Below are 23,795 nucleotides of genomic sequence, written 5' to 3' on the forward strand. Positions count from 1 at the left end.
CCTTCGAGACGCGCCGCTGCGCGGCGCTCCTCAGGGTGAGGTGGTAGTGAGTTTGGCCAGGAAGGCCGGCAGCTTGCGGCCCTGGCTCAGTAGATACCGTCCCATCGCACCCGCCACCTTGCGCACGGCGGGCCGCGCGCTCATGCGGTCGCGCCAGGCCTGCAGCCTGGGATGGGCGTCGGTCATCGGCGCACCCATGCGATCGCCGAAGATCTGCGCCATGTAGAAGGCGATGTCGGCGTAGGAATAGCGGCCGGCCAGCCACTCCTTGTCGGCAATCTCCTTCTCCATTCCGTCATAGAAAGCGAGGGCGGCGGCCCGCGCATCGACGGCAGCGGGATCGTCCGGCGTCGCCTGCAAGCCCATCAACCGGATGATCGGCGGGAAATAGACCTCGTCCGATTTGTGCTCCAGCAGGCGCGCACGCGCCCGCGCCTTGGGCTCGGCTGGCCACAGCGCAGGCTCGGGCTTGATCGATTCGAAATACTCGAAGATCTGCGTCGAATCGAAGATCTCCAAATCGCCGTCGATCAGCACCGGCACCTGGCGCTTGGGATTGATGCGCAGCACGTCGGGATGCTTGGGCTGGTATAGCGTCTTCATCTCGAAGGGCACCATGATGAGCTCGACGTTGAGGCCCTTCTCAAGGGCTGCGATCTCGGCCTTGGCGCCGAACATGCTGAGCGGTCCGGAATAAAGCTTCATGGGAAAACGCTAACACGAGCTTGCCGGGTCTCGTGCACGACCTAAGCTAGGCCGGGATGGCAAAGTCTCTCATGCTGCCCTTGGCGCTGCTGGCACTCGCTCTGCCGGCATCGGCGCAGGACGCGAAAGTCTGCAGCGCGCCTGAAGTGCAAGTCTCAGAACATCCTGCAAAGCAGTTGTGCGCCGCCCGCCCAAACTGGGCGCGAATCTGAACTCGCTCGGTGTCCGCGACATATGCGAAGAGATCATCTGGTACGAATACGCTCTATCCGACGATGAAGAATCTTACGTCAAAGCCTGCGATGAGCATATGAAGCGCCGAAGAAGCACCGTCGAATCATAAGCACTGCAGCGATGGCGCAAGAGTGATCGCGAGAGGCCTGGACTCGGAACATGATCGACGCTGAACTTCGTCGCGGTGTCCAGTTGGTTTCCGGAGGCGTCCGCATGATCGAGAAGCAGTTCAATATCGTGATCAACACCGACTTGCAGACGACATCCGATGGCGAAAACTCAGGGGGCGCCCCATTCAACAAGGATCTCTACCTTCTCGGAGTCCGTAACGATCTATCACGAATCCTGAGAACCGAGGTGGGTCGGCATCTTGCGGCATCGCTGCGATACCACCGCAAAGAGATCGTGCTGATTCCGTATCCTGGCCAGGACGGCAACGCCCAGGAGTGGTGGTGGGGGAACAGTCCTAACGACAACCTCTCAATCGTGCGTTTTTCGCCGGCCAAGGGGCGCAGCCCCTGCGGCGCCGAGATCCGAAAGAAGCAGCCCGCGAGCTTGCCTCACGAGGTTCTATTCCACGAACTGGTTCATTCGCTGCGCCGGGTCAGCGGAAAGATGAACCGCATCAACCTCTGGGGAAGCGGGACTCTATCGAGCCAGGGCAACAACGAAGAGTTCATCGCCATCATGGTGACGAACATCTTCATTTCCGACGTGACCAACGCCTACAAGACGGGCCTGCGCGACGACTGGGTCAGCCACTCGCCGCTCGATCCCGCGTTGGCGGAGTCGTACCGTTTCTTTTCTCTGGGCACCAAGGCGTTCAATCTGATCTCGATGTTCTGCGACGACAACCCGGGCTTCACGCAGATGCTGTCCAAGGTGCGCGCGCACTTCAATCCGATCGCCGCCTATTACAAGAATCGGCGAAAGGCATTCGAGATGGCAGCGAACGGCGATTCCGAGCACGTCTGGGCGCACTTGCCGCCGTTGGATTATTTTCAGAATGAAAAGGGGATGTGGACACGGCTGGTTCCCTTCCCAAGTCCGTCTGCGAAGTAGCTGCTCGCTCCCTCTACCCGCCCGCAAATTCGCGCGCATCGGCAATGGCCTCGCAGGCGTGGCATAGCTTGTGCTCGACTTCACTTGGCTGGCGAACGATTGCCAAACGTGATCGTCAGGCGCTTCAAGACGTGAGAGCCATCGAAAGCGTGTTCTCATAACGCCCCTCGATGCAAACTGCCTTTCGATGCAGCCCTTCCGTCTCGAAGCCGAAGCTCCTGTAAAGGGCGATCGCGTTGACGTTGGTTTCTCGTACCGTCAGCTCGATGCGGGTGAAGCCACGCGCAAGAGCGGCATCGATCGTACGCTGCATGAGCTTGCGACCGATCCCCTGGCCTCGATACTTGGGCAAAAGGCCCATGCCCAATGTCGCGCAGTGAAGCGAAACGGTCCTTCGGGGGTTGGGAAGCACATCGCACCAGCCGGCAATCTCATCTTCGGCGACAACAACGAATTGCGGCCATCTCTCGTTGATGTTGTTCAGAACGAAAGCCCGCATTTGCTCAAGTGGCGGCGCTTCCAGGAACGAAAGGAATTTCTGCTCGCGCGCGACCGCATCCAGCGTCGCGCGGAAACCCGGAATGTGATCTTCGGCAATCGGCTTGATTTCATAGGTCATGATGACCTTGCTTACTACGCGCCAACGAAGCCGCGCTCCAGCCTCACATCGTCGCGAACATGGCCACCGCCGCGGCGGCCATCACGGCCGTCGCCAACCAGCCGAGCACGACCTGCCAGCGCGCGGCAACGAACCGGCCCATCAGCCTGCGCCGGCTCGCCATGATCATCATCGCCACCATGATCGGCACGACGATGACGCCGTTGACGACGGCGCTCCACAGCAGCGCCCTGATGGGATCGAGTGGCGTGAAGCCCAGGCCGACGCCGAGCAGGATGGCGAGCGCGATCACGACATAGAACGGCCGCGCCTCGTTGAGTGGTCGCTCCAGCCCGATGCGCCAGCCGCGCGCCTCGCCCACCGCGTAGGCGACCGAGCCGGCGAGGACGGGAACAGCGAGCAGGCCGGTGCCGATCAGTCCCAGACTGAACAGCAGAAACGCCAGATCGCCCGCGATCGGCCGCAGCGCCTCGGCGGCCTGCTCGGCGGTCTGGATGTCGGTCTGGCCGTTGGCATGCAGGGTCACCGCCGTCGTCAGCATGATGAAGAAGGCGATCAGGTTGGAGATCGCCATGCCGACCCAGGTCTCCCAGCCGATGCGATTGAGCTCGCGCGCCGCCTGCTCCGGGTGATCGCGCAGCGGGGCGCCGTCGGGATCGGCTTCCTCCTCCTCGACCTCCTGCGAGCTCTGCCAGAAGAAGAGATAGGGGCTGATGGTGGTGCCGAAGATCGCGACGACCAGAGTGAGCGACTCGCCCGAGAGCTCGACCTTGGGCACGAAGGCGCCGGCCGCCACTGCCGACCAGTCGATCTTCACCGTGAAGGCCACGCCGACATAGGCCAGCAGCGAGAAGGTGAACCACTTCAGCAGGCCGACATAGCGGTGATAGGGCACGAACACGATGGCCAGCAGCGAGAACACCGCGAAGCCCAGCGTGTACAGGCGCTCGCTGCCTCCCAGCACCAGCTTTGCCGCCGCACCCATGGCGGCGAGATCGGCGCCGAGATTGATGGTGTTGGCGACGAACAGCAGCAGCACCAGCAGGTTGACGACGCTGCTCGGAAAAACCTTCACCATGTTGCCGGCCAGCCCGCGGCCGGTGACGCGGCCGATGCGGGCGCTGACGGATTGGACGGCCACCATCAGCGGCCAGGTCAGCACCACCGTCCACAACAGCCCGAAGCCCGCCCGGGCGCCCGCCTGCGAATAGGTTGCGATGCCGCTGGGATCGTCGTCGGCCGCGCCGGTGATCACCCCCGGGCCCAACCGCTTGAACAGAGTTTCCAGACTCCATCGCGAGCTGGGCTGGGGATGAGCGATCGTCATTGCAGTGTTCGGAACGGCTCCGGTCCCTTGTAGGTTCCGATGTAGCTGACGTGAGTCACGAGCCCCATGCCTGGCCGCCACAGGTGAAGCGCGAGACCAGGCGGCTCCATCATCAACGAATGTGGCGTCCCTCGGTGCAGATCCAGGGTCGCCTGGTGGGCGGTGCTGGGCGCAATCGAGGCCATCGTGCCGGCCCACAGCACCTGGATCAGGCGGTGGACATGGCCGCACATCACCCGCTCGACGTGGCTATGGCGCCGGACGATCGCCGCCATCCGGTCGGCGCCCTCGTTGACCTTCATGCCGTCGAAGGCATCGATGCCGCAGTCGAAGGGCGGGTGGTGCATGAACAGCACCGTCGGCCGATTGCTTTCGCCGAGCCGCGCCTCCAGCCAGCCGAGCCGCTCCTCGCACATTGCGCCGTGGCCCTTGCCCGGCACCAGCGTGTCGAGCGCGATCAGCCGCACCGGCAGGTCCTCGATCACGTACTGCAGGAAGCCGCTTTTGGGTAGGTAGGCGTGATCGGGAAAGGCCTCGCGCATGGCGTCGCGCGAATCGTGGTTGCCGGGGATGAGATAGACCGGCATCGACAGCGGTGCCAGCACGCGGCGCAGTACCGCGTACTCCTCGGGCTTGCCGCCGTCGACCAGGTCGCCCGTAGCGAGGACGACATCAGGCTTCGGATCGAGCGCCATCACATGCGACACTGCCCGCTCGAGGAAGCCCGTGGTGTCGATGCGCTCGTACAGAAGCTCGCCCGGCGGCTTGACGTGCATGTCGGAGATTTGCGCAATGAGCATGGGTGTGGCCTAGCTGGTGTACTCATAAACTCGGGACTGTCCGATTTAGAGAGCAAAAAGCGGACACGCAACGGTGCGCCCGGATACTACGTGAGTCATCCCCTGACCATCCGGCGAAGGACGACATCCTTCAGCACGAAATGATGGAACAGCGCTGCCCCGACATGGAGGACGAGCAGCACGAGCACGATGAAACCCATGGCGCGATGGACCCCGAACAGCGTCTCGGAGAACGGTCTGTCGACCGGCCAGATCGGCGGCAATTTGAACATCCAGAACACCCAAATTGGAGCGCGATAGGCCGATGTCGCGATCCAACCCACGATGGCCTGCAGCAAAAGGGTCCCGTACAGCGCCCAATGGACGACGCCTGCCGCCCGGCGTTGCGCTGCTGAAACGGTGACAGGCAGTGGCGGCGGAGGGTGCGTCAGTCGATAGATCAGGCGCGCCAGCATGAGGGGCAGCAGGATCACACCGATTGAACGATGCAGATGATAGAGCACGTCCTGCGCCGGCCCAACGTTGGCGTTGGCCATGACAATCCCGATGGGCATCATGAGCAGGACCAGCGCCGCCACGAGCCAATGAAAAAAGCGAGCGGTGGCTGAATATCCCGGCTCAACCCTGTCGGACACTCTTACGATCATGTAGCGACGGTTGTCGGCATTGATGCGACCTCGAGGGCCATACGACCGCGACGCTGATCCCGCGTAAGCCAGCCCCTTGCGTTTGGCCAGCCCGACGCCGAGCCTTACACGTTTATTTTACTGGTCGGTGGCGGCCTGCTACTTCCAAGTATCATGAGATGACTCAAGGGCACAGACCAATGGAGGCTTTGACTGTTGAAGCCACATCGTCGTGGAGCGAAGTCCCGCGTAGAATTCGGGCCGGCGAGGTCCTGCCGGAGCCGTGGGAGAACCTGTTCGGCCCCCTGCGGGCAACCTCACCCTGCGGGTCGATGGTGGTCGGACAGATCGGTCAATCGCTTGATGGGCGCATCGCCACGCTTTCCGGCCATTCTCACGACATAAGCGGATCAGCCGGCCTCGATCATCTGCACCGCCTGCGATCGGTCGTCGACGCAGTCGTCGTCGGCGCCGGCACGGTCCGCGCCGATGATCCGCAACTTACCGTCCGTCGGGTTTCAGGTCCAAATCCGGCACGGGTAGCGATCGATCCCAGAGCCACGCTCGACACCGGCGCGCGCATCTTTGCTCCGGATGGCGCGCGCCGCCTCATGATCACCCTCGAGCAGGCACCCCAGCCGGCGTCGAGCGACGTCGAAAGGATAGCTCTGCCCCGAACAGGGACTCTTATCGATCCAGCGGCAATCCTGGATGCCTTGTCCGCGCGGGGCCTGCGCCGTGTGCTGATCGAGGGAGGGCCCCGGACCATTTCGTATTTCCTGGCCGCGGGCTGCCTCGACCGGCTGCATGTCATGGTCGCGCCGCTTATCCTCGGCTCCGGACTTCCCAGCCTCGCCTTGCCTCCGGTGGCCCGCGTGACCGACGGCCTGCGCGTCCCAACTCACACCCACCTGGTGCGCGATGAGGTACTGTTCGACTGCGACTTGTCGGCTCAGCGCACGCCAGGCGGCGTGGCAAAAAAGTCCTGATGGCTGACCGTGATTCTCGAGCGCTTGGCCGCAAGTGCCGAACGGCGGCTCACCAGCCACTCGGCGGCGTCTTCATGTGAAATCTCGCCAGTTTCACTCGCGGCTAGAGCCCAGCCGGTCAGCATCGCCTCCTGCATCGCCAGATCCGCCTCGCCCAGCAACCAGTCGGCCGCCCCTCGTTCGACCACGTAGCCGACCCTTTGCAGGCACTCGACCGCCGTACGGGCGGCCGACGGTCCAAGCGCCGGGCCAAAGCCCTTGTCACCTTGCTGGTGCAGGTTGACGGCGGCGATGACCGCGGCGTCGCGCGGGTCCTCCGGGGTGAAATCGACGCGGCCATCGTAGCTCAAGGCCGCGTACAACGGCATCTTGCGCGCCGCCACCTCCACGACCAGCCGCTCAAGCCAACCGGCGGAGACCAGATCGAGCAGGGCCGACGTCGTGACCAGATCGACCGGTCCGTCGAGCGCAGCTTCGAGATCGCACACGAGATCGAGCGCGTGGACATGCACGTTCGCCTCAGGCGGAACCTTCGCCAGCAGGCTGAGATCGTTGTCGAACAAGCGCCATGATTGATGCATCCGCAGATGAGGCGCGAGCGCCCGCATCGTCGCTCCCGTACCGCACGCCAGATCGACGATCGTGACGGCGCGCCGGCCCGCCAGTGACGTTGCCGCTTGCCGGAGCACGCCGCGATGTCTCGCGCGCAAGTCGAAGGGCTCGCGAAGCGCCAGCCATTCGGCGGAGAAGCTCATCTCAGCTCTTCCAGCACACGCGCGAACTTCTCGCCGCACTGTGCCCACGAGGGCAGCGCCGCGGCAGCAGCGCGGGCGCCGGCAGCCAACGCGTGCCGGGCGGCCTCGCTCTCCATGACGTCGCGCAGCGCTTTCGCAAGTGCATCCACGTCGCCCGGCGGCACGAGCCTGCTTGCCGTTGACGGCACCGTTTGCGGGATCGCCCCGCCCGTGGTGCCCACGATCGGCAGGCCATGGGCAATCGCTTCGGCATAGGCCATGCCGTAGCCTTCGAAATGAGAAGCCAGCACGAACAGATCCGCCCGCGCATAGTGCGTCGCAAGGCAGTCGGAGGAAACTTTCCCTGTGCTCCGGATCCGATCTTCAAGTTGGTGCCGCGAGACAAGCGCCTCCAGATGCTCGACCGCCTGCGGATCGCGACTGCGATCGCCGACAATGGTCAGCTGCCAGGAAAGGTCCGTCAGTCCGGCCAGTGCCTCGACCAGGATATCGAAGCCTTTGCGAGGAACGATGGCGCCGACCGATAGGAGCTGAAGCCGGCGACCTCCGATGCCGGTCGAGTACGGCGCCCGATCGGTTCCGGGCTGAATCACGCGAAGACGGTCACGGGGCACGTCGTAGCGATCCCTCAGCAAGTCGGCGGTGGCGTCGCTCGTCGCGATGACGATATGGGTCGAGGCGAGAGCCGATCGCTCGCTATCTCGAAGCCGCTTGGCCATTTCACGGGTCAAGCCGGTTTCGAATGCCAACGGATGATGCACCAGCGCCACCACAGGCCGGGCCGAATGCAACGAGGCCGCAGGCTCGGGCAGAACGCCAAGAGCCAATCCGTCGATGACAATCGGCCGATCCGAGGGGTCCGCCAGGAGGCGCCGGGACGCCTCGGCGATCTGCTCCTTGCTCGGCATTGGAAAGCCGTCTCCCAGGGGTACGACGTCGACCTCCCAATCCAGACGCCGCAACTCTGCGATGACCCGACGGTCGTAGACGTAGCCGCCGGTCCATGTCGCGAGGTCGCCCGGTATCGCGAATGCTATGCGCCGGGCCACAACGGCGCCTCGTACCATGCCCTGGCCAGATGCGACTCGGAGATGGTGACCCGGATCGCCTTCAGGTCCCTGCCCTCCCGTCCCAGCTTGCCGTCGCGTGCAGCCTCGGCCAGTCGATCGTAGACATGCCGCGTCAGGAATTCGGTCGTGGTGTTCTTGCCAGCAAGCTCGGGAATCGTATCAAGATTCTTGTAGTTCAACGGCTCAAGCACCCCTTTCAGGACTTCGTGGGCGCGGCCGATGTCCACCACAACGGCATTCGCGTCGAGCGTATCGGCCATGATCGCGGCGTCGATCACGAAGGTCGCGCCGTGCAGAGCCTGGGCTGGCCCGAACACCGCTCCCTTGAACGAGTGAGCGATCATGATGTGGTCGCGGACCTCGACAGCGTACACAGGCGCCCTCCTCAGGGATAATCGATAGGTTGGCACAGGATGCCGCTTGCGGGAGCGAAGATGCCCGGCAGGCGTGCGGGGAGATCCGCGAACGCGACCGGTGCTTCGAGCAGCACATCCAGGCGGTCGTCGGCAAGCAGGCTCAGCGCCTTCTCCAGACGCCGGCGATGAGTCCATGTCTTGCGGTGGGATGGCGCGATCATGCCGACCTGGCTCGCCACGAGCCTCAGACGGCGGCTGTGGAATGCTCCACCGAGAGGCACCGAAACATCGGCGTTGCCATACCAGCTGAGCTCGAGGATCGTTCCCTCGTCTCTCGCCAGGCTGAGCGCCGTCGCAAGGCCGACACTGCTGGCGCTGGCGTGAACGACCAGCTCGCACTCCGACGGAGCCTGCTCCGGTGTCGCAAAGTCCAGACCGAAGGCAGATGCGACGGTCGCGCGCGCGGGATTGATGTCGACCAGGGTGACGTTGGCGGACGACAGTTGCCGGAGCAGCAGGCCGGTCAAGCTGCCGACCACGCCTGCTCCCACGACAGCCACCCTTCCAAGCGGTCCCGGACCCGCATCCCAGACGGCGTTCAGCGCCGTTTCCATGTTGGCCGCAAGCACCGCCCGACGCGCGGGGACGTTCGCCGGAACAGGAATCGCGGCGGCCTCGGGTACGTCGAACAGGGTCTGATGCGGATGCAGCGTGAAGACCGTACGCCCCCGAAGGTCTGCCGAGCCGGCCTCGACGACACCGACTGTCGAATAGCCATACTTGACGGGAAAAGGGAACATGCCGGACATGAAGGGAGCGCGCATCCGCTGGAATTCAGAACGCGGAATGCGGCCGTTGGCGACGAGGGCTTCGGTTCCGCGGCTGATCGCTCCATGCGATGCGCGCACTCGCACCATGCCGGGCACTGGCAGGCCCAACGGCTCGTCACGGAGTTCTGCCTGACCGGCGGCAATGTACCAGAGCGCTCGAGCTGTCACGTCGGCGATAGTCTCATTCATTGCTCAAGGCGATGTGATCCCAAACTCGATGCGCGACGCTATCATAGGTCCTTTCGGGGATCATCAACTTGACGCACGCGCTTGACGAGCTGAACCGCCTATCGAGCGCCCAATCCCGACATGACCAGCGGGTATTCGTTCGTCGTCTCGTGTTCGGCGTCCTGGTGGCGACGTCCATTGCAGCGCTTATCGGGCTTGCCGCCCTTTCCTTGTCGGCCGGCGGATTCGATGCGGTCGACCTCCTCCTGCTGGCCTTGTTCGGCGCGACGACGCCGTGGCTCGCCATCGGCTACTGGAACGCCGCCATCGGCTTTTTCATCATGCGGTTCACCGACGATCCGAGCACGTACGTCGTGCCGCAAGCCGCCAGGGCAGTGCCGCCGTCGGCGATCGCGGGCTCGACGGCCATCCTGATGTGCGTGCGAAACGAATCGCCCGACCGGGTGGTTCGCAACCTGAACGCCATGATGGCCGACATCGATGCCGCAGGATGCGCCGATCGCTTCCACGTCTACGTTTTGAGCGATACCAGCCTGCCCGACATCCTGTCCGCCGAGGCGGAGGCGTTCGGCGAGCTGGCGCGGCAATGGGCGGGCCGCCTTCCCCTGACATATCGGCGGCGAACGGCCAACACAGGCTACAAGGCCGGCAACATCCGCGACTTTCTCGAGCGATGGGGAGACGCCCACGAGCTCATGGTGACGCTCGACGCGGACAGTTACATGACCGCATCGGCTGTCCTGAGGATGGTCGGCATCGTCCAGGCCAATCCGAAGCTCGGCATCCTGCAGGGGCTGGTCGTCGGCATGCCTTCGACCAGTGCATTTGCGCGCATCTTCCAGTTCGGCATGCGCCTTGGCATGCGCTCGTGGACGATCGGCAGCGCCTGGTGGCAGGCCGACTGCGGCCCCTACTGGGGGCACAACGCGGTGATCCGGGTTGCGCCCTTCAAGCAGCACTGCGCGATCCCGGTTCTTCCGGGAAATGGTCTCCTGCGCGGTCATGTCCTCAGCCACGATCAGATCGAGGCCGCCTTGATGCGGCGTGCCGGCTATGATGTTCGCGTCCTCCCGGAGGAGGATCTGGGCTGGGAAGAAAACCCGCCGACCCTCATCGAGTTCATTCGGCGCGACCAGCGCTGGTGCCAGGGAACGCTTCAGTACGTCTTCTTTGCAGGCACCCCGGGCTTGGAGGTCGTCAGTCGCTTTCAGCTTCTGTTCGCCATGCTGATGTTCCTGGGCTCGCCAGCCTGGATCGGCCTCCTGCTCGTGTCCACATTGGTCCTGGCGGCAACGCCTTCGCCGGGCGCCGTCGTCGATGCTGACTATGGTATGGCGTTGCTGGTGACAATCCTCGTGATGTGGTTTGCGCCAAAGATAGCCACGATCGTCGACGTGCTGAGCCGGCCGATCCTGCGCCGCCGGTTCGGCGGCGCCTTTCGCTTCCTTGGCAGCATCGCCATCGAGACGGCTTTCTTCCTGCTGCTTTCGCCCATCATGTGGACGGCGCACACGCTTTTCCTGGCCGGGCTTCCCTTTGGTCGTGCCATCGGCTGGATCGGACAGGTCCGCAACGACCATTCGGTTTCGTGGTCGACGGCCTTGCGGCACCTCTGGCCGCAAACGCTGCTCGGTGCAGCATCGCTGATGCTGCTTGGCCTGCAGCAACCGGAGGCGCTGCCCTACGTCTTTGTCCTGTGGGCCGGCGGTCTCGCGCTGTCGATCCCGCTTTGTGTCATCACCTCACGCCCGTCCGTGGGACTGGCTTACTCGCGCATCGGCATTGGTCGCCTTCCCGAGGAAACAGATCCGCCGGCGGCACTGGAGCATCTCGAGCTTCCGGCTCTGAGGGCCGCCCAGCCTGTCGCGCCGGGCTAAGCCATGCTGCGAAGCCTTCGAGCCGCGCGCGGTGTCCTTCGATCTCTGCGCACCTATCACGGGCATGCCGGACGCGCCCACGCGATGGACGCGCTCTATGCACGGTTCATCAAGCCGGGCGACCTTGTCTTCGATGTCGGCGCACACGTCGGCGACCGAATTCGGTCGTTTCGCCGGCTTGGAGCGCATGTCGTCGCCGCGGAGCCGCAGCCGGCCTTGTTTCGAACGCTGACGGTCCTGTTCGGGCGCGACGACGCCGTCACCCTGGTGCCATCCGCGGTTGGACGGGTGGCGGGCACGGCACCGATGATGATCAATCTCGACAATCCAACGACTTCCACGCTGTCGAGAGATTTCATCGAAGCCAGCCGCGGCGCCGAAGGATGGGAGGGCCAAGCGTGGTCGCAGTCGCTTCCGGTCGACGTTACGACGCTCGACGAACTGATCAGCAAGCATGGCTCGCCATCCTTCATCAAGCTCGATGTCGAGGGGTTCGAGGCGGAGGCGCTCGCCGGGTTGTCGCATTGCGTCACCGCCCTTTCGTTCGAATTCACGACGATCCAACGCGCTGTCGGATTGGCTTCACTCGAGCGCTGTACGGCCCTCGGCTACACGCGCTTTTGCGCGGCCCTCGGGGAAAGCCAGAGACTGGGCGAGTGGCTGAACGCCTCCGACGTCGCGAATTGGCTGATGACCCTGCCCCATTCGGCGAACTCCGGGGACATCTATGCGCGACGCGACTGATGCAATCCTCGCCGTCCTCGTCATGTTCATCTTGTGGGCGGGCATTCCTGCTTCAGCGAAGGCCGAGGCGCCGGTCGAGATAGTCAACGCCAGCACGCCGACGCGATGTGCCGAGGAAGACAACGTCTACATCAAGCTGCAAGGCGAGCGGGTGCGCCGCTTCAGGATCGAAGCCCGGCATCCCGCGTATGTCGGCACCATTGTTGCCGACCGTTGGGATCCCGATTTTACCAATTGCAACATGCCGGCGGCTGCCGCCTATCCGTTCGAACGTCGTCGTCTCACGATCTACGAGACCGAGGATTGGCAACTCGTGGGCCTTACCTATCCGAGCTTCTGGCGTCCGAACAGCGTTCCGGTACAGGTCGGCACACGAGTCGAAACCGGTTTCCATCTCCTGCAGCTCTGGACTCGCTTCCAGGAACGCGCCGAAGAAGTCCTGGTGCTCTATCCCACCGACGGCTACTGGCGGGCGCGTCCTTTGGCGCCTCAGAACCTGCGTGCAACAGCCTACGGCTCCTCCTTTCTCGTCGGCCCCGTGGAAGAGCAGGGTCGGCCCTTGGTCGACCTGAAAGACGTCGCGTTCGATCCATCCTCGCGCACCTTTTCGCTGAACTTCGCTCGCGGCGGCAGCGCGACGCTACGCCTTGATACCCTGGACCAGGAACGCATCGCTCTTGAGATCACATTGGAGCGGCCTGTCGGCCATGACCGACCGTTCGCCGCATTGCGCTCCATGCATGTAAACGAGACCAACAACGACGTCGCCCGCGTTGCCTGGCGCGCCCAGGCGAGTCCTTCCTGGCAGGAAGCCGACGTCATGTCGTTCCAGCGGGCTCGTGCAGTCGAGCTGTGGTCCGGGCGGCGGGTGCCCTCTCGCCACAACACCAGCGCTCCGGACTTCACGTTTCGCGATTTCCGGGAAGACAAACGATGACGGGAAGCCGGCTCACGCCGGCCACCGTCGGGGCGCCCGTCCTAACCCCGAAACCCATTCACGATCGGATAGCGCCGCTCGCGGCTGATGAGGCGTGAGGTGATCTTCACGCCGGGCGGCGCCTGGCGTCGTTTGTACTCCGCGCCTTCGAGCAGGCGCCACACCTTGTTGACGATGGCAAGGTCGTGGCCCTCGGCGGCCAGCTCCTCGACCGACAGGTCGCGTTCGATCAGGCCCTTCAGGATGGCATCCAGCACCGGATAAGGCGGCAGCGAATCGGAGTCCCGCTGGTCGGGCCGCAACTCGGCCGACGGCGGCTTGTCGATGATGCGCTCGGGGATCACCCTGCCCTGGCGGCCCAGCGCGCCCTCAGGCAGGTGCGCATTGCGCCAGCGGCAGAGCTCGAACACCGTGGTCTTGTAGACGTCCTTCAAGACGTTATAGCCGCCGCACATGTCGCCATAGAGCGTGGCGTAGCCTACCGCCATCTCCGACTTGTTGCCCGTCGTCACGACCATGCCGCCGAGCTTGTTGGACACCGCCATCAGCACGACGCCACGGGCGCGGCTCTGGATGTTCTCCTCGGTGACGTCCTCCTTGCGGTTGCCGAACAGCGGCACCGTCATGGTGCGGAAGGCCTCCATCGCGGGCTCGATGCCGACGATGTCGTAGCGCACGCCGATCGCCTCGGCACACGCCTTGGCGTCCTCCAGCGAATGCGTGCTGGTGTAGGGCGATGGCATCATGATCGTGTGCACGCGCTCAGGCCCCAGCGCATCGGCGGCGACGGCGGCGGTCAGCGCCGAATCGACGCCGCCCGACAGGCCGATCACGACCGACGGGAAGCCCGTCTTGTTCACGTAGTCGCGCAGGCCCAGCATCATCGCCTGGTAGATCGATTCGATGTCGCTGAGCTCGGGTGCGATGGGGCCGGGCTGACACTCCCAGCCACCGCCATTGCGGCGGAACTCGATGGTCGCCACCTGCTCGCGGAAAGAAGCGAACTTGGCCTTCAGCGACCGGTCGGCGCCCAGAACGAACGAGCCGCCGTCATAGACGACTTCGTCCTGCCCGCCGACCTGGTTGAGATAGACCAGTGGCAGGCCGCTCTCGACGACGCGGCTGACGGCGAGCTGCACGCGCACGTCGGTCTTGCCGACCTCGTAGGGCGAGGCGTTGGGCACCAGCAGGATCTCGCCGCCGGTCTCGGAGATGCATTCGACGACGTCAGGCGTCCAGACGTCCTCGCAGATCGGCACCCCGATGCGCACGCCCCTGACGACCAGCGGTCCCGGCATGGGACCCGGGGCGAAGACCCGCTTGTCGTCGAACACGCCGTAGTTCGGCAGATCGACCTTGTAGCGCTTGCCGACGATCTCGCCTTTGTCGAGGCAGATGATGGCGTTGTAGAGCTTGCCATCCTCATGCCACGGCGTGGCGACGAACAGCGCCGGCCCGCCATCGTTGGTGTCGGCGCGCAGCTCTTCGACCGCCTCGTGGCAGCGCTTCACGAACGAAGGCTTCAGGACCAGGTCCTCGGGGAAATAGCCCGCGAGGACCAGCTCGGCCGTCAGCATGAGGTCGGCGCCTTGCTTCGTCGCCTCGGCGCGCGCGACCCGCACCTTGGCGAGGTTGCCGGCAACGTCGCCCACCTTGGGATTGAGTTGGGCGAGCGCGACCTTGAGGGAATCCGACATGACGAACGAACACCTTTTTGCTCTATATGAGCATTATATGGTTATGCTATTTACGAGCATAAAGGATGTCAACGGCGTTACTTGGCGGCGCCAAAGAACTGATAGAGCGCGTAGTAACGAATGCGCGCCTGCTCGCCCTTGTGCGCGGCATCGCAGCCCGCAGCCGGGGCCGCGCCGCCTTTGGTGTCGGCGCGACGAATGAAGGCCGTGTTCGCCGGCACGCCTGAGCCCTCATGGCTCTTGGGCTTGAGCAGCAGCCAGGGAATGGCGCCGCTTGCCGGCGCATCGGCGCGCGCGGCGAGTTCACCGACCACGCTGCCATCGGCGAACTTCCAGGAAGGTCCTGCGAAGTGCGTGCCGATCTGGCGGCCCTGCTTGTCGAACAGGTTGGCCTCGGGCGCCTTGAACACCCAAGCAAAGCCCTGGTCCTTGGCTTCGCAGGTGTAGATCTGCACACCGTCCGCATCGACCTGCAGCAGCAGCGGCGCGCCTTTTGGCGGCGGCACCAGCTCATCGGCCGCGTAGGCGACACCCGACACGACGATAGATGCGATCAGGCTGCAGGCGATCCAACGCATGGCACTTGCTCCTTTGCTTCGCGGCGATGAGCTCGATCTCGGCCAGCATGGCGGGATCGGCCAGCCCCGGGACGATGAGCAAGGGTAGAGGACGGATGCGGCTACTTCGCGGCGATGACCTCGATCTCGACCAGCATGGCGGGGTCGGCCAGCCCCTGAACGATGAGCAGGGTCGAGGACGGATACGGCTCGCCGATGACCTTATCGCGCGCGGCGCGGTTGGCCATGATGAAGCGGCCGTCGGTCAGGAAGGAATTGATCTTCACGATGTCCTTGAAGGTCATGTCGGCGGCTTTCAGCACCTCGCCGATGTTCTTCCAGACCTGGTCGCACTGCGCCTCGATCCCGTCCGCGAGCTTGCCGCTGCCGTCGAGGCCGACCTGGCCGGCGACGAAGACAACCCGCGCACCGGCCGGCACCTCGGCTGCGAGACTGTACTTGCCGGCAAGGGCAACGGATTTGGGATTATGGAACTTGTTGGCCATCGTGCGATCTCCCATCTAAATAAGTCATCCTGAGCGAAGCGAAGGATCTCATGCCTTCAGCAAGCGGCGATGAGGTCCTTCGCTGCGCTCAGGACGACAGAAAGTTTCAGGTCAGGCAGCATGACGTCAAGCGCCAAGCCAATACATATCGTCGGGGGCGGCCTCGCCGGCTCCGAGGCGGCGTGGCAGATCGCGTCGGCCGGCGTGCCCGTGGTGCTGCACGAGATGCGGCCGGTGCGTGGCACCGAGGCGCATCTCACCGACAGCCTGGCCGAGCTTGTCTGTTCCAATTCCTTCCGCTCCGACGACGCCGCAAACAACGCCGTCGGGCTGCTGCACGAGGAAATGCGGCGCGCCGGCTCGCTGATCATGCGCGCGGCCGATGCCCACAAGCTGCCGGCTGGCGGCGCGCTCGCGGTCGACCGCCATGGCTTCTCGGCCGCCGTGCAGCAGGCGCTGCTCACCCATCCGCTGGTCGACCTCCGACGCGAGGAGGTGGCCGGCCTGCCGCCCGCCGACTGGGACAGCGTGATCGTGGCCACCGGCCCCCTCACCTCGCCGGCGCTGGCCGAGGCAATTCGCTCGCTGAGCGGCGAGGAAGCGCTCGCCTTCTTCGACGCCATCGCGCCCATCGTGCACCACGAAAGCATCGATCTGTCGATCGCCTGGAAGCAGTCGCGCTACGACAAAGGCGGCCCGGCCGGCGACGGCGCCGACTATCTCAACTGCCCGCTCACCAAGCCGGAGTACGAGGCCTTCGTCGCGGCCCTGCTGGCGGGCGACAAGACCGAATTCAAGGAGTGGGAGCACAACACGCCCTACTTCAACGGCTGCCAGCCGATCGAGGTGATCGCCGCCAGCGGCCCGCAGACGCTTCGCTTCGGGCCGATGAAGCCGGTCGGCCTGCGCGACCCGCGCACCGGCCATCGCCCCTGGGCCGTCGTGCAGCTTCGCCAGGACAATGCGCTTAGCACGCTGTGGAACATCGTGGGCTTCCAGACCAAGCTGAAGCATGGTGAGCAGACGCGCCTGTTCCGCACCATCCCCGGCCTGCAAAACGCCGAGTTCGCGCGCCTGGGCGGCCTGCATCGCAACACCTTCCTCAACAGCCCGCGTCTGCTCGACGCCTCTTTGAGGCTGAAGGCCATGCCGCGCCTGCGCTTCGCCGGCCAGATCACGGGCTGTGAGGGCTATGTCGAAAGCGCGGCCGTCGGGCTGATGACCGGCCGGTTCGCGGCCGCTGAGCGGCTTGGCCTGGCATCGACCACACCGCCTGCAACGACGGCGATGGGCGCCTTGCTCGGCCACATCACGGGTGGTGCGGACGCCACGACCTTCCAACCGATGAACGTCAACTTCGGCCTGTTCCCGCCGATCGAGGGAACTCTGCGCGGCAAGGAGCGCAAGCAGGCGCTTAGTGCACGCGCCCTGCGCGATTTCGATCGATGGCTGTCGCCGACTCCGCTCGCAGCCGAATAGACCTTCGCAACGTTTGGTAACCAAACGTTATTTCCATGGGACTCACGATTGCTGTTTGATGCCATCAGCGTCATTCGGCGGAGAGTGATTTGCAGAGCACGGTTGACCTTATTGCCAACAATGCGGAGCGCGTGGCCCTTCAGCTTGACGTGATGCGCGAGATTCGCCACCAGCTTCTGCCCTACCAGGTCGGCGACAGACCGATCACGGGGGCCACGGTCATCTCCGATGGTTCGACCATCGATTCGCTGACGCTCATGGACATGATCATGGCGCTCGAGGACCGGTTCGACGTCTCCCTCCCCATCAATCTCATCGCCGAAGTCCGCACCGTGGACCAGCTCGCCGACATGGTCCTGACGCTGTGCGGCCGGGCCTGACGGGCTCCATCTGATATCCCCATGAGATAACCTCGCGCGCAGAACCGCGCGGGCATGGGCATGTTGCTCGGTAGGTGTATCTACACGAGTAATCCATGAGTCCCGCCGAGCGCCGGCAGATGATGCTGGCTGGGCCGATCGTGCCCACCATTCTCGCCCTCGCCATGCCCAATGTGCTGAACGTGGCCATGCAGAGCCTGGTCAGCATTTCCGACGGCTGGTTCGTGGGCCAGCTCGGCATCGTCGACCTCGCCGCGCTGGCGCTCGTGTTCCCGACCCAGATGACGCTCGGCATGATGTCGGCCGGCGCAATGGGCGGCGGCATCTCCTCCTCGGTGGCGCGCGCGCTCGGCGCCGGCAACCGCGCCGCCGCCGAGGCAGCGGCCGCGCATGCCCTCGTCATCGCGCTCGGCATGTCGGTGCTGTTTGCCGTCCTGTTCGTGGGCTTCGGCCGCGCGATCTACGGCGCGCTGGGCGGCAGCGGCGCCGCGCTCGATCGCGCCGAGGCCTTCGCCACCGTCCTGTTCCTGGGCTGCGCCGCCCACTGGGTCGCCAACTCGATGGCCTCGGTGCTGCGCGGCACCGGCGATATGAAGACTCCGGGTTATGCCCTGGTCGCTACCGCCTTGCTGCAGATCCCGCTGACCGGCGCGCTGACCTTGGGCTGGTTCGGCCTGCCGGCGCTCGGCATCCGCGGGCCGGCCCTGGCCGCCGTGATCTCCTTCGCCCTCGCCGCCGTCTGGATGCTGAGCAGGCTTCTGGGCCCCAAGGCCGCGTTGCGCCTGCACTGGCCGGCCGGCGGCTTCAAGTGGGCGGCCTTCCGCGACATCCTGAAGGTCGGCCTGATCGCCTGCCTGGTCGTCATCCTGACCAACGGCACGGTGCTGGTCGTCACCGGCCTGATCGGTCGCGAAGGCGACGGCGCCATCGCGGGCTACGGCATCGGCAGCCGCCTGGAATACATGCTGATCCCCATCAGCTTCGGCATCGGCGCCACGCTGACCGCCCTGGTCGGCACCAATATCGGCGCCCGTCAGTATGCCCGCGCCCAGCGACTCGCCTGGACGGGTGCGGCAATGGCGGGCGGCATCGCCGCCGTGATCGGCATCGTCGTGGCGATCTGGCCCGAACTCTGGCTTGGCCTGTTCACCGCCGACCCCAGGGCGCTGGCCTCGGGTAGCCACTATCTCAGCATCGTCGGGCCGGCCTACGGCTTCTTCGGCGTCGCCATGGCGCTCTACTTCGCCTCGCAGGGCACCGGCGAGATGTACTGGCCGGTGGCGGCCAACCTCACGCGCATCACCATCGCCGGCGGCGGCAGCCTTCTCGCCCTCGACCAGTTCGGCTGGGGCGTGTCGGGCCTCTACGCCTGCGTCGCGGTCGGCATCATCGCCTTCTCGGCTCTGCTCGCCTTCTCGACGACGCGGCGGGCCTGGACGGGATGAGTCCCGAGCAGCGCCGTCAGTCGATGCTGGTGGGGCCGCTGCTTCCCACCATCCTCACGCTGGCCGCACCCAATGTCGTCAATGTCTCGGTGCAGAGCCTGGTGCTGATCGCCGACGGCTGGTTCGTGGGCCGACTCGGCACGGCGGAGCTCGCCGCGCTGGCGCTGGTCTTCCCCGCCCAGACCACGCTGCAGATGATGTCAGCCGGCGCCATGGGCGGCGGCGTCTCCTCATCCGTGGCCCGCGCGCTGGGCTCCGGCGATCGCGACCGCGCCGATGCCACCGCCGCGCATGCGCTCGTCATCGCCGCGGTCATGACCCTGCTGTTTGCGGTCGTGTTCGTGGGCTTCGGCCGGCCGTTGTTCGGCGCGCTGGGCGGCAGCGGTGTGGCGCTCGAGGGCGCCATCGCCTTCTCGACGGTGATGTTCCTGGGCTGCGGCGCGCATTGGCTGGCCAACACGCTCGCGTCCATCCTGCGCGGCAGCGGCGACATGAAGACGCCGGGCTATGCGCTGATCACCCTCGCCATCCTGCAGATCCCGCTGAGCGGCGCCCTCACGCTGGGCTGGCTGGGCATGCCGCGGCTCGGTGTCGCCAGCCCCGCCCTCGCCGCCGTGATCTCCTACGCCGTCGCTGCCGTCTGGATTCTGCTGCCGATCCTCCAGGGCCGCGCCGCCGTGCGCCTGCGCTGGCCGGCGCGCGGTTTCCGTTGGCCGATCTTCGTCGACATCCTGAAGATCGGCGCCACCTCCTGCGTCGTGGTCATCCTGATCAATGCCGCCGTGCTGGTCGTCATCGGGCTGATCGGTCGCGCCGGCGATGCGGCGATCGCCGGTTACGGCGTCGGCAGCCGCCTGGAATACCTCCTGAGCCCGCTGACCTTCGGCATCGGCGCGGCGCTGACCGCCATGGTCGGCACCAACAAGGGCGCCCGCCAGTTCGCGAGGGCCCGCCAAGCCGCCTGGACCGGCGCGCTGATCGCCGGTGCCGTCACGATGGCCATCGGCCTCACCGTGGCGTTGTTCCCCGACCTGTGGCTGCGGCTGTTCACCGACGACCCGGCGGCGCTCGAAGCCGGACGCCTTTATTTCCGGATCGTCGGGCCGACCTATGGCCTGTTCGGCCTGGCGATGGCGCTGAACTTCGCCGCCATGGGCGCGGGCGACATGATCTGGCCGACGCTGGCCACCGCCACGCGCATCGTGGTCGTGATCGGCGGCGGCTTGCTCGCTCTCGACGTCCTGGGATGGGCGGCGCCCGGGCTTTATGCCTGTGTCGCCGCGGGGGTGGTGGCCTACGCGCTCCTGCTCGCCGTCTCGACGACGCGCCGAGCCTGGCACGTCTGAGACGGGGGTCGCGCGCAACCGGCTGGACGTGCGACAAGGCCCGCCATGAGGAAAATCTTCGTCATCGGCATCGGCGTCGGCGATCCCGACCAGCTCACGGTCCGGGCCGTGCAGGCGCTGAACCGCGTCGACGTCTTCTTCGTCATGGACAAGGGTGCGGCCAAGACCAAGCTGCGCGCGCTGCGCGAGGAGATCCTGCGGCGGCACGTCAAGGGCCGCACGTATCGCGTCGCCGAGGCGGCCAGTCCACCGCGTGATCCCGCACCCGCCGACTATCGCGCCTGCGTCGACGACCTGAACCAGGCCAAGCAGGCCGTGTTCGAGACGCTGATCGGCGAGGTGAAGGACGGCGAGACCGGTGCCTTCCTCGTGTGGGGCGATCCCATGCTCTACGACAGCACCATCCGCAATCTCGACGCGCTGAAGGAAGCGGGCCTTGCCTTCGACTACGAGGTGATCCCCGGCATCACCGCCATCCAGGCGCTGGCAGCCGCGCACAAGATCCCGCTCAATCGCATCGCCGAGGCCGTCACGATCACGACCGGCCGCAAGCTCGCGGACGGCTTCCCGCCGGGCGTCGACAGCGTGGTCGTGCTGCTCGACGGCGAGGACACGTTCAGGCGCTTCGTCGACTCCAAGGTCCATGGGGACGTCGACATCTGGTGGGGCGCCTATCTCGGCACGCCCGACGAGATCCTGATCGCCGGCAAGGTCAAGGACGTGGCCGAGGAAATCCATCGCCGGCGCAGCGAAGCGCGCCGCGCCAACGGATGGATCATGGACACCTATCTGCTACGTCGGGCGACTACGCCATCTTCTCGATGATCGCCTTCATGTCGCCCGCCGAGAACAGCCGTAACGTCTGGGTGCGGATGTTGCCCAGCGCACCGGCGCTCAAGGCCAGCGACGTCACGGCAAGATCGTCCGATGCCTCGAGAATGGTGACGACGTCATACTGGCCTTGCGCCCAGTAGACCTCCTTGACCGTCACCCCGCATTTCTTGGCCATCTCCTTGAACGCCTCGGCTCGCTTGGGCGAGTCCTTGGCGCCGCGCACTCCCTGTTCGGTGAAGCTTCCCAGCACGCAATAGGTCGCCATCGTTATCCTCCCTCGATCGATTGGGAACGGACTTAACGCATGACACGCGCTCGCGGCCGCTCAGGCAGCCGCTCTCCGATTATCCGCCAATCGGACGCGGCGCGACAGACCTCTAACGGCCCATGTTGGCTGTCTTCACTTCCGGATCGCTGCCGTGGGCACGAAGGCAGCCGCGCACGATCGGCGCGCAGACGCCCTCCTTGCCGACGAAGTCGTCGTTGTCGCCGGTGTAGTTCAGCTCGGCGACCTTGCCGTCGACGACGCGGACGATCGCGTGACAGTAGGAACCGCTTTTCCCGATCTTGAAACCGCCGCCGACCACCGGCACGCTGACTTCCACGCCGCCGGTATTCTCGTTTTTGAGCTCGTAGGAGAAGAGCTCGGTGCGCTCGTCGAGGCGCTTGGTCCGTGTCGGAATGCCGGCACAGGACTGGAAGGTATCGGCGTTCATGCCGAGGACGGCGCGGCGACCGTCCGTCGCCACACTATAACCAGTGGCGCAGGCGCCAACCAGGAACGCAACCAGCAACAAAACCATCACGCTACGCGACATGACCACTCCATCAGCGCTTGAAGGGGCGTGGGAGTCCGAAAAATAAGAGCTGCGTTCGGTCAGTCGAGGGGAAGGCCTGTGATCATTCACCCCAGGCGCAGCAGCGGTATTGCCGCCGCCGCCAGCAGCACGGCCACGATGCGCGTGCGCGTAAAGGGTTCCTTCAGCCAGACGACGGCGATCAGGATGGCGAAGACGGCGCTGGTGTCGCGCAGGGCGGCGGCCGGCGCGATCGGGGCATGGCCCCACACCCAGAGGATCAGCAGATAGGATGCGACCGAGGCGATGGCCGCGGGCACCGCGATCGGCCACTGGCCCTTGAGCAGCATCCACGGCGCGCCGTTGCGGCGCTGGCGCCAGCACATCGCCGCCGCATTGGTGACCGAGACGACGAAGCCGTAGGCCCACGGCGAGCCCGACGTCCGTACACCCTGGGCGTCGCACAGGATGTAGCCGGCAGCACCGACGCCCGCGGCAAAGATCCAGGCCAATGCCTGCAGGGGCACACCGCGGGCACGCACGGTGTCCCAGGCGAGCGCGGCAAGCGACAGGGCGATGATGGCGATGCCGCCCAGAGCCGCGGTGCTGGGCCAGCCGCCGGCGACCACGGCCACCAGCGGCACGACCAGCACGACCGCGATGGCGCGGGCGACGGGATAGACAAGGCCGAAGCCGCCCAGCTCATAGCCGCGCAGCAAGGCGGTCACGGTGACGACGTTCAGCAAGGTCGACGCGGCGATCCACGGCCACGCGGCCAGCGGCGGCAGGCCGGACCACAGCAGGCCCGGCAACACCAGCAGCGCGCTCAGCAGCATCTGCGCGGTCATGGCCCGCGGCGGATCGCGGCTCGCCTTCACCGCGGCATTCCAGCCGGCATGCAGGAGCGCGCTGGTAAGCGCGGCGGCGACGTCGAGCCCGTCCATCAAGCTGGCCGATGATCGATGATCACGGCGTAGCGAGCCGGTTTGGACGTCCGATTGCGGAAGGTGATCTGCCGGTCGACCACCATGGCTAGGCAGTCGCCGGCGTCGAGCTCGTGGCGTGTCTTGTCGACCGTCACCTCAAGCGTGCCCTGCAGCACCCAGATCTGCTGATGCTGCACGCCGGGCCGCGGGCCGGTCTCGTAGGCCACCCTTGCGCCCGCGGGAAAGACGACCTCGACGACCTGCATGGGCGATGGAAAGCCCGGAGGCGAGACGTTGCGCCGGACGTAGCCCGAGGCGGGATCGCGCCATTCGACTTGGTCCTTGCGGCGCGACACCGGATCGGCCGGCGCCGCGGGCGCATCGAACAGCGAGGCCAGTGGCACGCCGAGCCCCGTCGCAAGCTTCTCCAGCACCACCGCCGTCGGGCTGCTCTCGCCGCGCTCGATCAGCGAGATCATGGAGCGGCTGACGCCCGACCGCTCGGCCAGGGCGTCGAGCGCCAGCCCCTGGTCGGCCCGGATCTGGCGTACGCGCGCGGCGATGCGATGGTTGATTTCCATTATACTGGATAATCATCCGGTATCATGGAAACGTCAAGCCACCCCAGCGGCAAACGGGATCGCGCGTTCTTCGGCGCGGCGAGATGACTTTCCGGTATTATCGGCATTTCCGCCGGTACTTTCGTAG

The 23,795-nt window shown here is 65.5% G+C and carries 26 protein-coding genes; 10 read left to right on the plus strand and 16 right to left on the minus strand.

Features of this window, described 5'->3' with window-relative positions; genetic code table 11:
- Positions 1–30: 30 nt before the first annotated feature.
- Positions 31–705, minus strand: coding sequence for a glutathione S-transferase family protein (locus RSO01_RS26355; RefSeq protein ID WP_147153060.1), 675 nt, complete (start codon positions 703–705; stop codon positions 31–33).
- Between the two features lie 447 nt (positions 706–1,152).
- Here RSO01_RS26355 and RSO01_RS26360 point away from each other — a divergent pair, with 447 nt between their 5' ends.
- Positions 1,153–2,001: a M91 family zinc metallopeptidase gene (locus tag RSO01_RS26360; RefSeq protein ID WP_170303373.1), complete on the plus strand. Its 849-nt coding sequence runs from the start codon at positions 1,153–1,155 to the stop codon at positions 1,999–2,001.
- Positions 2,002–2,125: 124 nt separating this feature from the next.
- Here the strand turns inward: RSO01_RS26360 and RSO01_RS26365 are convergent, their stop codons facing one another.
- From RSO01_RS26365 to RSO01_RS26380, 4 genes are all read right to left on the minus strand, one after another.
- The gene (locus RSO01_RS26365; RefSeq protein WP_147153064.1) at positions 2,126–2,620 is read right to left on the minus strand and encodes a GNAT family N-acetyltransferase; all 495 of its coding nucleotides are present in this window, start codon (positions 2,618–2,620) and stop codon (positions 2,126–2,128) included.
- Positions 2,621–2,663: 43 nt separating this feature from the next.
- Positions 2,664–3,947, minus strand: a complete 1,284-nt coding sequence (locus RSO01_RS26370; protein WP_147153066.1) for an NRAMP family divalent metal transporter — start codon at positions 3,945–3,947, stop codon at positions 2,664–2,666.
- A complete protein-coding gene (locus RSO01_RS26375; protein ID WP_147153068.1) occupies positions 3,944–4,747 on the minus strand; it encodes a phosphodiesterase in 804 nt (267 codons plus the stop codon). The genes RSO01_RS26370 and RSO01_RS26375 overlap by 4 nt, the downstream gene beginning before the upstream one ends.
- Before the next feature lie 95 nt (positions 4,748–4,842).
- Complete coding sequence (locus tag RSO01_RS26380; protein WP_147153070.1) at positions 4,843–5,394, minus strand: cytochrome b; 552 nt, start codon at positions 5,392–5,394, stop codon at positions 4,843–4,845.
- 179 nt (positions 5,395–5,573) lie between these two features.
- Between RSO01_RS26380 and RSO01_RS26385 the strand changes: the two genes are divergently transcribed.
- Positions 5,574–6,362 carry a RibD family protein gene (locus RSO01_RS26385; protein ID WP_147153072.1) on the plus strand — a complete coding sequence of 263 codons (789 nt, stop codon included), beginning with the start codon at positions 5,574–5,576 and terminating at the stop codon, positions 6,360–6,362.
- Here the strand turns inward: RSO01_RS26385 and RSO01_RS26390 are convergent.
- Genes RSO01_RS26390 through RSO01_RS26405 form a run of 4 tightly spaced genes read right to left on the minus strand, consistent with a single transcriptional unit; the run spans position 6,326 to position 9,562 of the window.
- A complete protein-coding gene (locus RSO01_RS26390) occupies positions 6,326–7,117 on the minus strand; it encodes a class I SAM-dependent methyltransferase (protein ID WP_147153074.1) in 792 nt (263 codons plus the stop codon). The genes RSO01_RS26385 and RSO01_RS26390 overlap by 37 nt on opposite strands.
- The gene (locus RSO01_RS26395; RefSeq protein WP_246158815.1) at positions 7,114–8,166 is read right to left on the minus strand and encodes a glycosyltransferase family 4 protein; all 1,053 of its coding nucleotides are present in this window, start codon (positions 8,164–8,166) and stop codon (positions 7,114–7,116) included. The genes RSO01_RS26390 and RSO01_RS26395 overlap by 4 nt, the downstream gene beginning before the upstream one ends.
- Entirely contained in the window at positions 8,151–8,561 is a 411-nt protein-coding gene (locus tag RSO01_RS26400; RefSeq protein ID WP_147153078.1) for a 6-pyruvoyl trahydropterin synthase family protein, read from the minus strand. The genes RSO01_RS26395 and RSO01_RS26400 overlap by 16 nt, the downstream gene beginning before the upstream one ends.
- An 11-nt stretch (positions 8,562–8,572) precedes the next feature.
- A complete protein-coding gene (locus RSO01_RS26405) occupies positions 8,573–9,562 on the minus strand; it encodes a zinc-dependent alcohol dehydrogenase (RefSeq protein ID WP_174825957.1) in 990 nt (329 codons plus the stop codon).
- A gap of 164 nt (positions 9,563–9,726) precedes the next feature.
- On the opposite strand from RSO01_RS26405, the gene mdoH reads away from it, so the two are divergent.
- The 3 genes from mdoH to RSO01_RS26420 all read left to right on the plus strand — a co-directional run bounded on the left by mdoH (position 9,727) and on the right by RSO01_RS26420 (position 13,120).
- The gene (gene mdoH / locus RSO01_RS26410) at positions 9,727–11,439 is read left to right on the plus strand and encodes a glucans biosynthesis glucosyltransferase MdoH (protein WP_246158820.1); all 1,713 of its coding nucleotides are present in this window, start codon (positions 9,727–9,729) and stop codon (positions 11,437–11,439) included.
- 84 nt (positions 11,440–11,523) lie between these two features.
- On the plus strand, positions 11,524–12,183 hold the full coding sequence (locus tag RSO01_RS26415) for an FkbM family methyltransferase (RefSeq protein ID WP_246158818.1): 660 nt from the start codon (positions 11,524–11,526) through the stop codon (positions 12,181–12,183).
- The gene (locus RSO01_RS26420; protein ID WP_147153084.1) at positions 12,167–13,120 is read left to right on the plus strand and encodes a hypothetical protein; all 954 of its coding nucleotides are present in this window, start codon (positions 12,167–12,169) and stop codon (positions 13,118–13,120) included. The genes RSO01_RS26415 and RSO01_RS26420 overlap by 17 nt, the downstream gene beginning before the upstream one ends.
- A 41-nt stretch (positions 13,121–13,161) precedes the next feature.
- Here RSO01_RS26420 and RSO01_RS26425 read toward each other — a convergent pair whose 3' ends face one another.
- The 3 genes from RSO01_RS26425 to RSO01_RS26435 all read right to left on the minus strand — a co-directional run bounded on the left by RSO01_RS26425 (position 13,162) and on the right by RSO01_RS26435 (position 15,880).
- Entirely contained in the window at positions 13,162–14,817 is a 1,656-nt protein-coding gene (locus RSO01_RS26425) for an NAD+ synthase (RefSeq protein WP_147153085.1), read from the minus strand.
- 77 nt (positions 14,818–14,894) lie between these two features.
- On the minus strand, positions 14,895–15,395 hold the full coding sequence (locus RSO01_RS26430; protein WP_147153087.1) for a DUF3455 domain-containing protein: 501 nt from the start codon (positions 15,393–15,395) through the stop codon (positions 14,895–14,897).
- Between the two features lie 101 nt (positions 15,396–15,496).
- The gene (locus tag RSO01_RS26435; RefSeq protein ID WP_170303375.1) at positions 15,497–15,880 is read right to left on the minus strand and encodes a RidA family protein; all 384 of its coding nucleotides are present in this window, start codon (positions 15,878–15,880) and stop codon (positions 15,497–15,499) included.
- Positions 15,881–16,000: 120 nt separating this feature from the next.
- On the opposite strand from RSO01_RS26435, the gene trmFO reads away from it, so the two are divergent.
- From trmFO to cobF, 5 genes are all read left to right on the plus strand, one after another.
- Entirely contained in the window at positions 16,001–17,359 is a 1,359-nt protein-coding gene (gene trmFO, locus RSO01_RS26440) for a methylenetetrahydrofolate--tRNA-(uracil(54)-C(5))-methyltransferase (FADH(2)-oxidizing) TrmFO (protein ID WP_147153091.1), read from the plus strand.
- Between the two features lie 131 nt (positions 17,360–17,490).
- The gene (locus RSO01_RS26445; RefSeq protein WP_147153092.1) at positions 17,491–17,739 is read left to right on the plus strand and encodes an acyl carrier protein; all 249 of its coding nucleotides are present in this window, start codon (positions 17,491–17,493) and stop codon (positions 17,737–17,739) included.
- A gap of 95 nt (positions 17,740–17,834) precedes the next feature.
- The gene (locus tag RSO01_RS26450; protein ID WP_147153094.1) at positions 17,835–19,184 is read left to right on the plus strand and encodes an MATE family efflux transporter; all 1,350 of its coding nucleotides are present in this window, start codon (positions 17,835–17,837) and stop codon (positions 19,182–19,184) included.
- Positions 19,181–20,530 (plus strand): MATE family efflux transporter, encoded by a 1,350-nt coding sequence (locus RSO01_RS26455; RefSeq protein WP_147153096.1) that lies wholly within the window; start codon positions 19,181–19,183, stop codon positions 20,528–20,530. The genes RSO01_RS26450 and RSO01_RS26455 overlap by 4 nt, the downstream gene beginning before the upstream one ends.
- 45 nt (positions 20,531–20,575) lie before the next feature.
- Positions 20,576–21,355 (plus strand): precorrin-6A synthase (deacetylating), encoded by a 780-nt coding sequence (cobF, locus tag RSO01_RS26460; protein ID WP_147153098.1) that lies wholly within the window; start codon positions 20,576–20,578, stop codon positions 21,353–21,355.
- Here cobF and RSO01_RS26465 read toward each other — a convergent pair.
- From RSO01_RS26465 to RSO01_RS26480, 4 genes are all read right to left on the minus strand, one after another.
- Complete coding sequence (locus RSO01_RS26465) at positions 21,336–21,629, minus strand: GYD domain-containing protein (protein ID WP_147153100.1); 294 nt, start codon at positions 21,627–21,629, stop codon at positions 21,336–21,338. The genes cobF and RSO01_RS26465 overlap by 20 nt on opposite strands.
- 112 nt (positions 21,630–21,741) lie before the next feature.
- The gene (locus RSO01_RS26470; RefSeq protein ID WP_147153101.1) at positions 21,742–22,182 is read right to left on the minus strand and encodes a hypothetical protein; all 441 of its coding nucleotides are present in this window, start codon (positions 22,180–22,182) and stop codon (positions 21,742–21,744) included.
- 86 nt (positions 22,183–22,268) lie between these two features.
- Positions 22,269–23,105 carry an EamA family transporter gene (locus RSO01_RS26475; RefSeq protein ID WP_147153104.1) on the minus strand — a complete coding sequence of 279 codons (837 nt, stop codon included), beginning with the start codon at positions 23,103–23,105 and terminating at the stop codon, positions 22,269–22,271.
- Entirely contained in the window at positions 23,105–23,668 is a 564-nt protein-coding gene (locus tag RSO01_RS26480) for a helix-turn-helix domain-containing protein (RefSeq protein ID WP_147153106.1), read from the minus strand. Before RSO01_RS26480 ends, RSO01_RS26475 begins: the two co-directional genes overlap by 1 nt.
- Positions 23,669–23,795 lie beyond the last annotated feature (127 nt).

Source organism: Reyranella soli (assembly GCF_007992495.1).
Taxonomy (GTDB): domain Bacteria; phylum Pseudomonadota; class Alphaproteobacteria; order Reyranellales; family Reyranellaceae; genus Reyranella; species Reyranella soli.

Coding starts and splice junctions, on each gene's coding strand:
- RSO01_RS26355 (WP_147153060.1), bottom strand. CDS start 705: ATGAAGCTTTATTCCGGACCGCTCAGCATGTTCGGCGCCAAGGCCGAG.
- RSO01_RS26360 (WP_170303373.1), top strand. CDS start 1,153: ATGATCGAGAAGCAGTTCAATATCGTGATCAACACCGACTTGCAGACG.
- RSO01_RS26365 (WP_147153064.1), bottom strand. CDS start 2,620: ATGACCTATGAAATCAAGCCGATTGCCGAAGATCACATTCCGGGTTTC.
- RSO01_RS26370 (WP_147153066.1), bottom strand. CDS start 3,947: ATGACGATCGCTCATCCCCAGCCCAGCTCGCGATGGAGTCTGGAAACT.
- RSO01_RS26375 (WP_147153068.1), bottom strand. CDS start 4,747: ATGCTCATTGCGCAAATCTCCGACATGCACGTCAAGCCGCCGGGCGAG.
- RSO01_RS26380 (WP_147153070.1), bottom strand. CDS start 5,394: ATGATCGTAAGAGTGTCCGACAGGGTTGAGCCGGGATATTCAGCCACC.
- RSO01_RS26385 (WP_147153072.1), top strand. CDS start 5,574: ATGGAGGCTTTGACTGTTGAAGCCACATCGTCGTGGAGCGAAGTCCCG.
- RSO01_RS26390 (WP_147153074.1), bottom strand. CDS start 7,117: ATGAGCTTCTCCGCCGAATGGCTGGCGCTTCGCGAGCCCTTCGACTTG.
- RSO01_RS26405 (WP_174825957.1), bottom strand. CDS start 9,562: ATGAATGAGACTATCGCCGACGTGACAGCTCGAGCGCTCTGGTACATT.
- RSO01_RS26415 (WP_246158818.1), top strand. CDS start 11,524: ATGGACGCGCTCTATGCACGGTTCATCAAGCCGGGCGACCTTGTCTTC.
- RSO01_RS26420 (WP_147153084.1), top strand. CDS start 12,167: ATGCGCGACGCGACTGATGCAATCCTCGCCGTCCTCGTCATGTTCATC.
- RSO01_RS26425 (WP_147153085.1), bottom strand. CDS start 14,817: ATGTCGGATTCCCTCAAGGTCGCGCTCGCCCAACTCAATCCCAAGGTG.
- RSO01_RS26430 (WP_147153087.1), bottom strand. CDS start 15,395: ATGCGTTGGATCGCCTGCAGCCTGATCGCATCTATCGTCGTGTCGGGT.
- RSO01_RS26435 (WP_170303375.1), bottom strand. CDS start 15,880: ATGGCCAACAAGTTCCATAATCCCAAATCCGTTGCCCTTGCCGGCAAG.
- trmFO (WP_147153091.1), top strand. CDS start 16,001: ATGACGTCAAGCGCCAAGCCAATACATATCGTCGGGGGCGGCCTCGCC.
- RSO01_RS26450 (WP_147153094.1), top strand. CDS start 17,835: ATGAGTCCCGCCGAGCGCCGGCAGATGATGCTGGCTGGGCCGATCGTG.
- RSO01_RS26455 (WP_147153096.1), top strand. CDS start 19,181: ATGAGTCCCGAGCAGCGCCGTCAGTCGATGCTGGTGGGGCCGCTGCTT.
- cobF (WP_147153098.1), top strand. CDS start 20,576: ATGAGGAAAATCTTCGTCATCGGCATCGGCGTCGGCGATCCCGACCAG.
- RSO01_RS26465 (WP_147153100.1), bottom strand. CDS start 21,629: ATGGCGACCTATTGCGTGCTGGGAAGCTTCACCGAACAGGGAGTGCGC.
- RSO01_RS26470 (WP_147153101.1), bottom strand. CDS start 22,182: ATGTCGCGTAGCGTGATGGTTTTGTTGCTGGTTGCGTTCCTGGTTGGC.
- RSO01_RS26475 (WP_147153104.1), bottom strand. CDS start 23,105: ATGGACGGGCTCGACGTCGCCGCCGCGCTTACCAGCGCGCTCCTGCAT.
- RSO01_RS26480 (WP_147153106.1), bottom strand. CDS start 23,668: ATGGAAATCAACCATCGCATCGCCGCGCGCGTACGCCAGATCCGGGCC.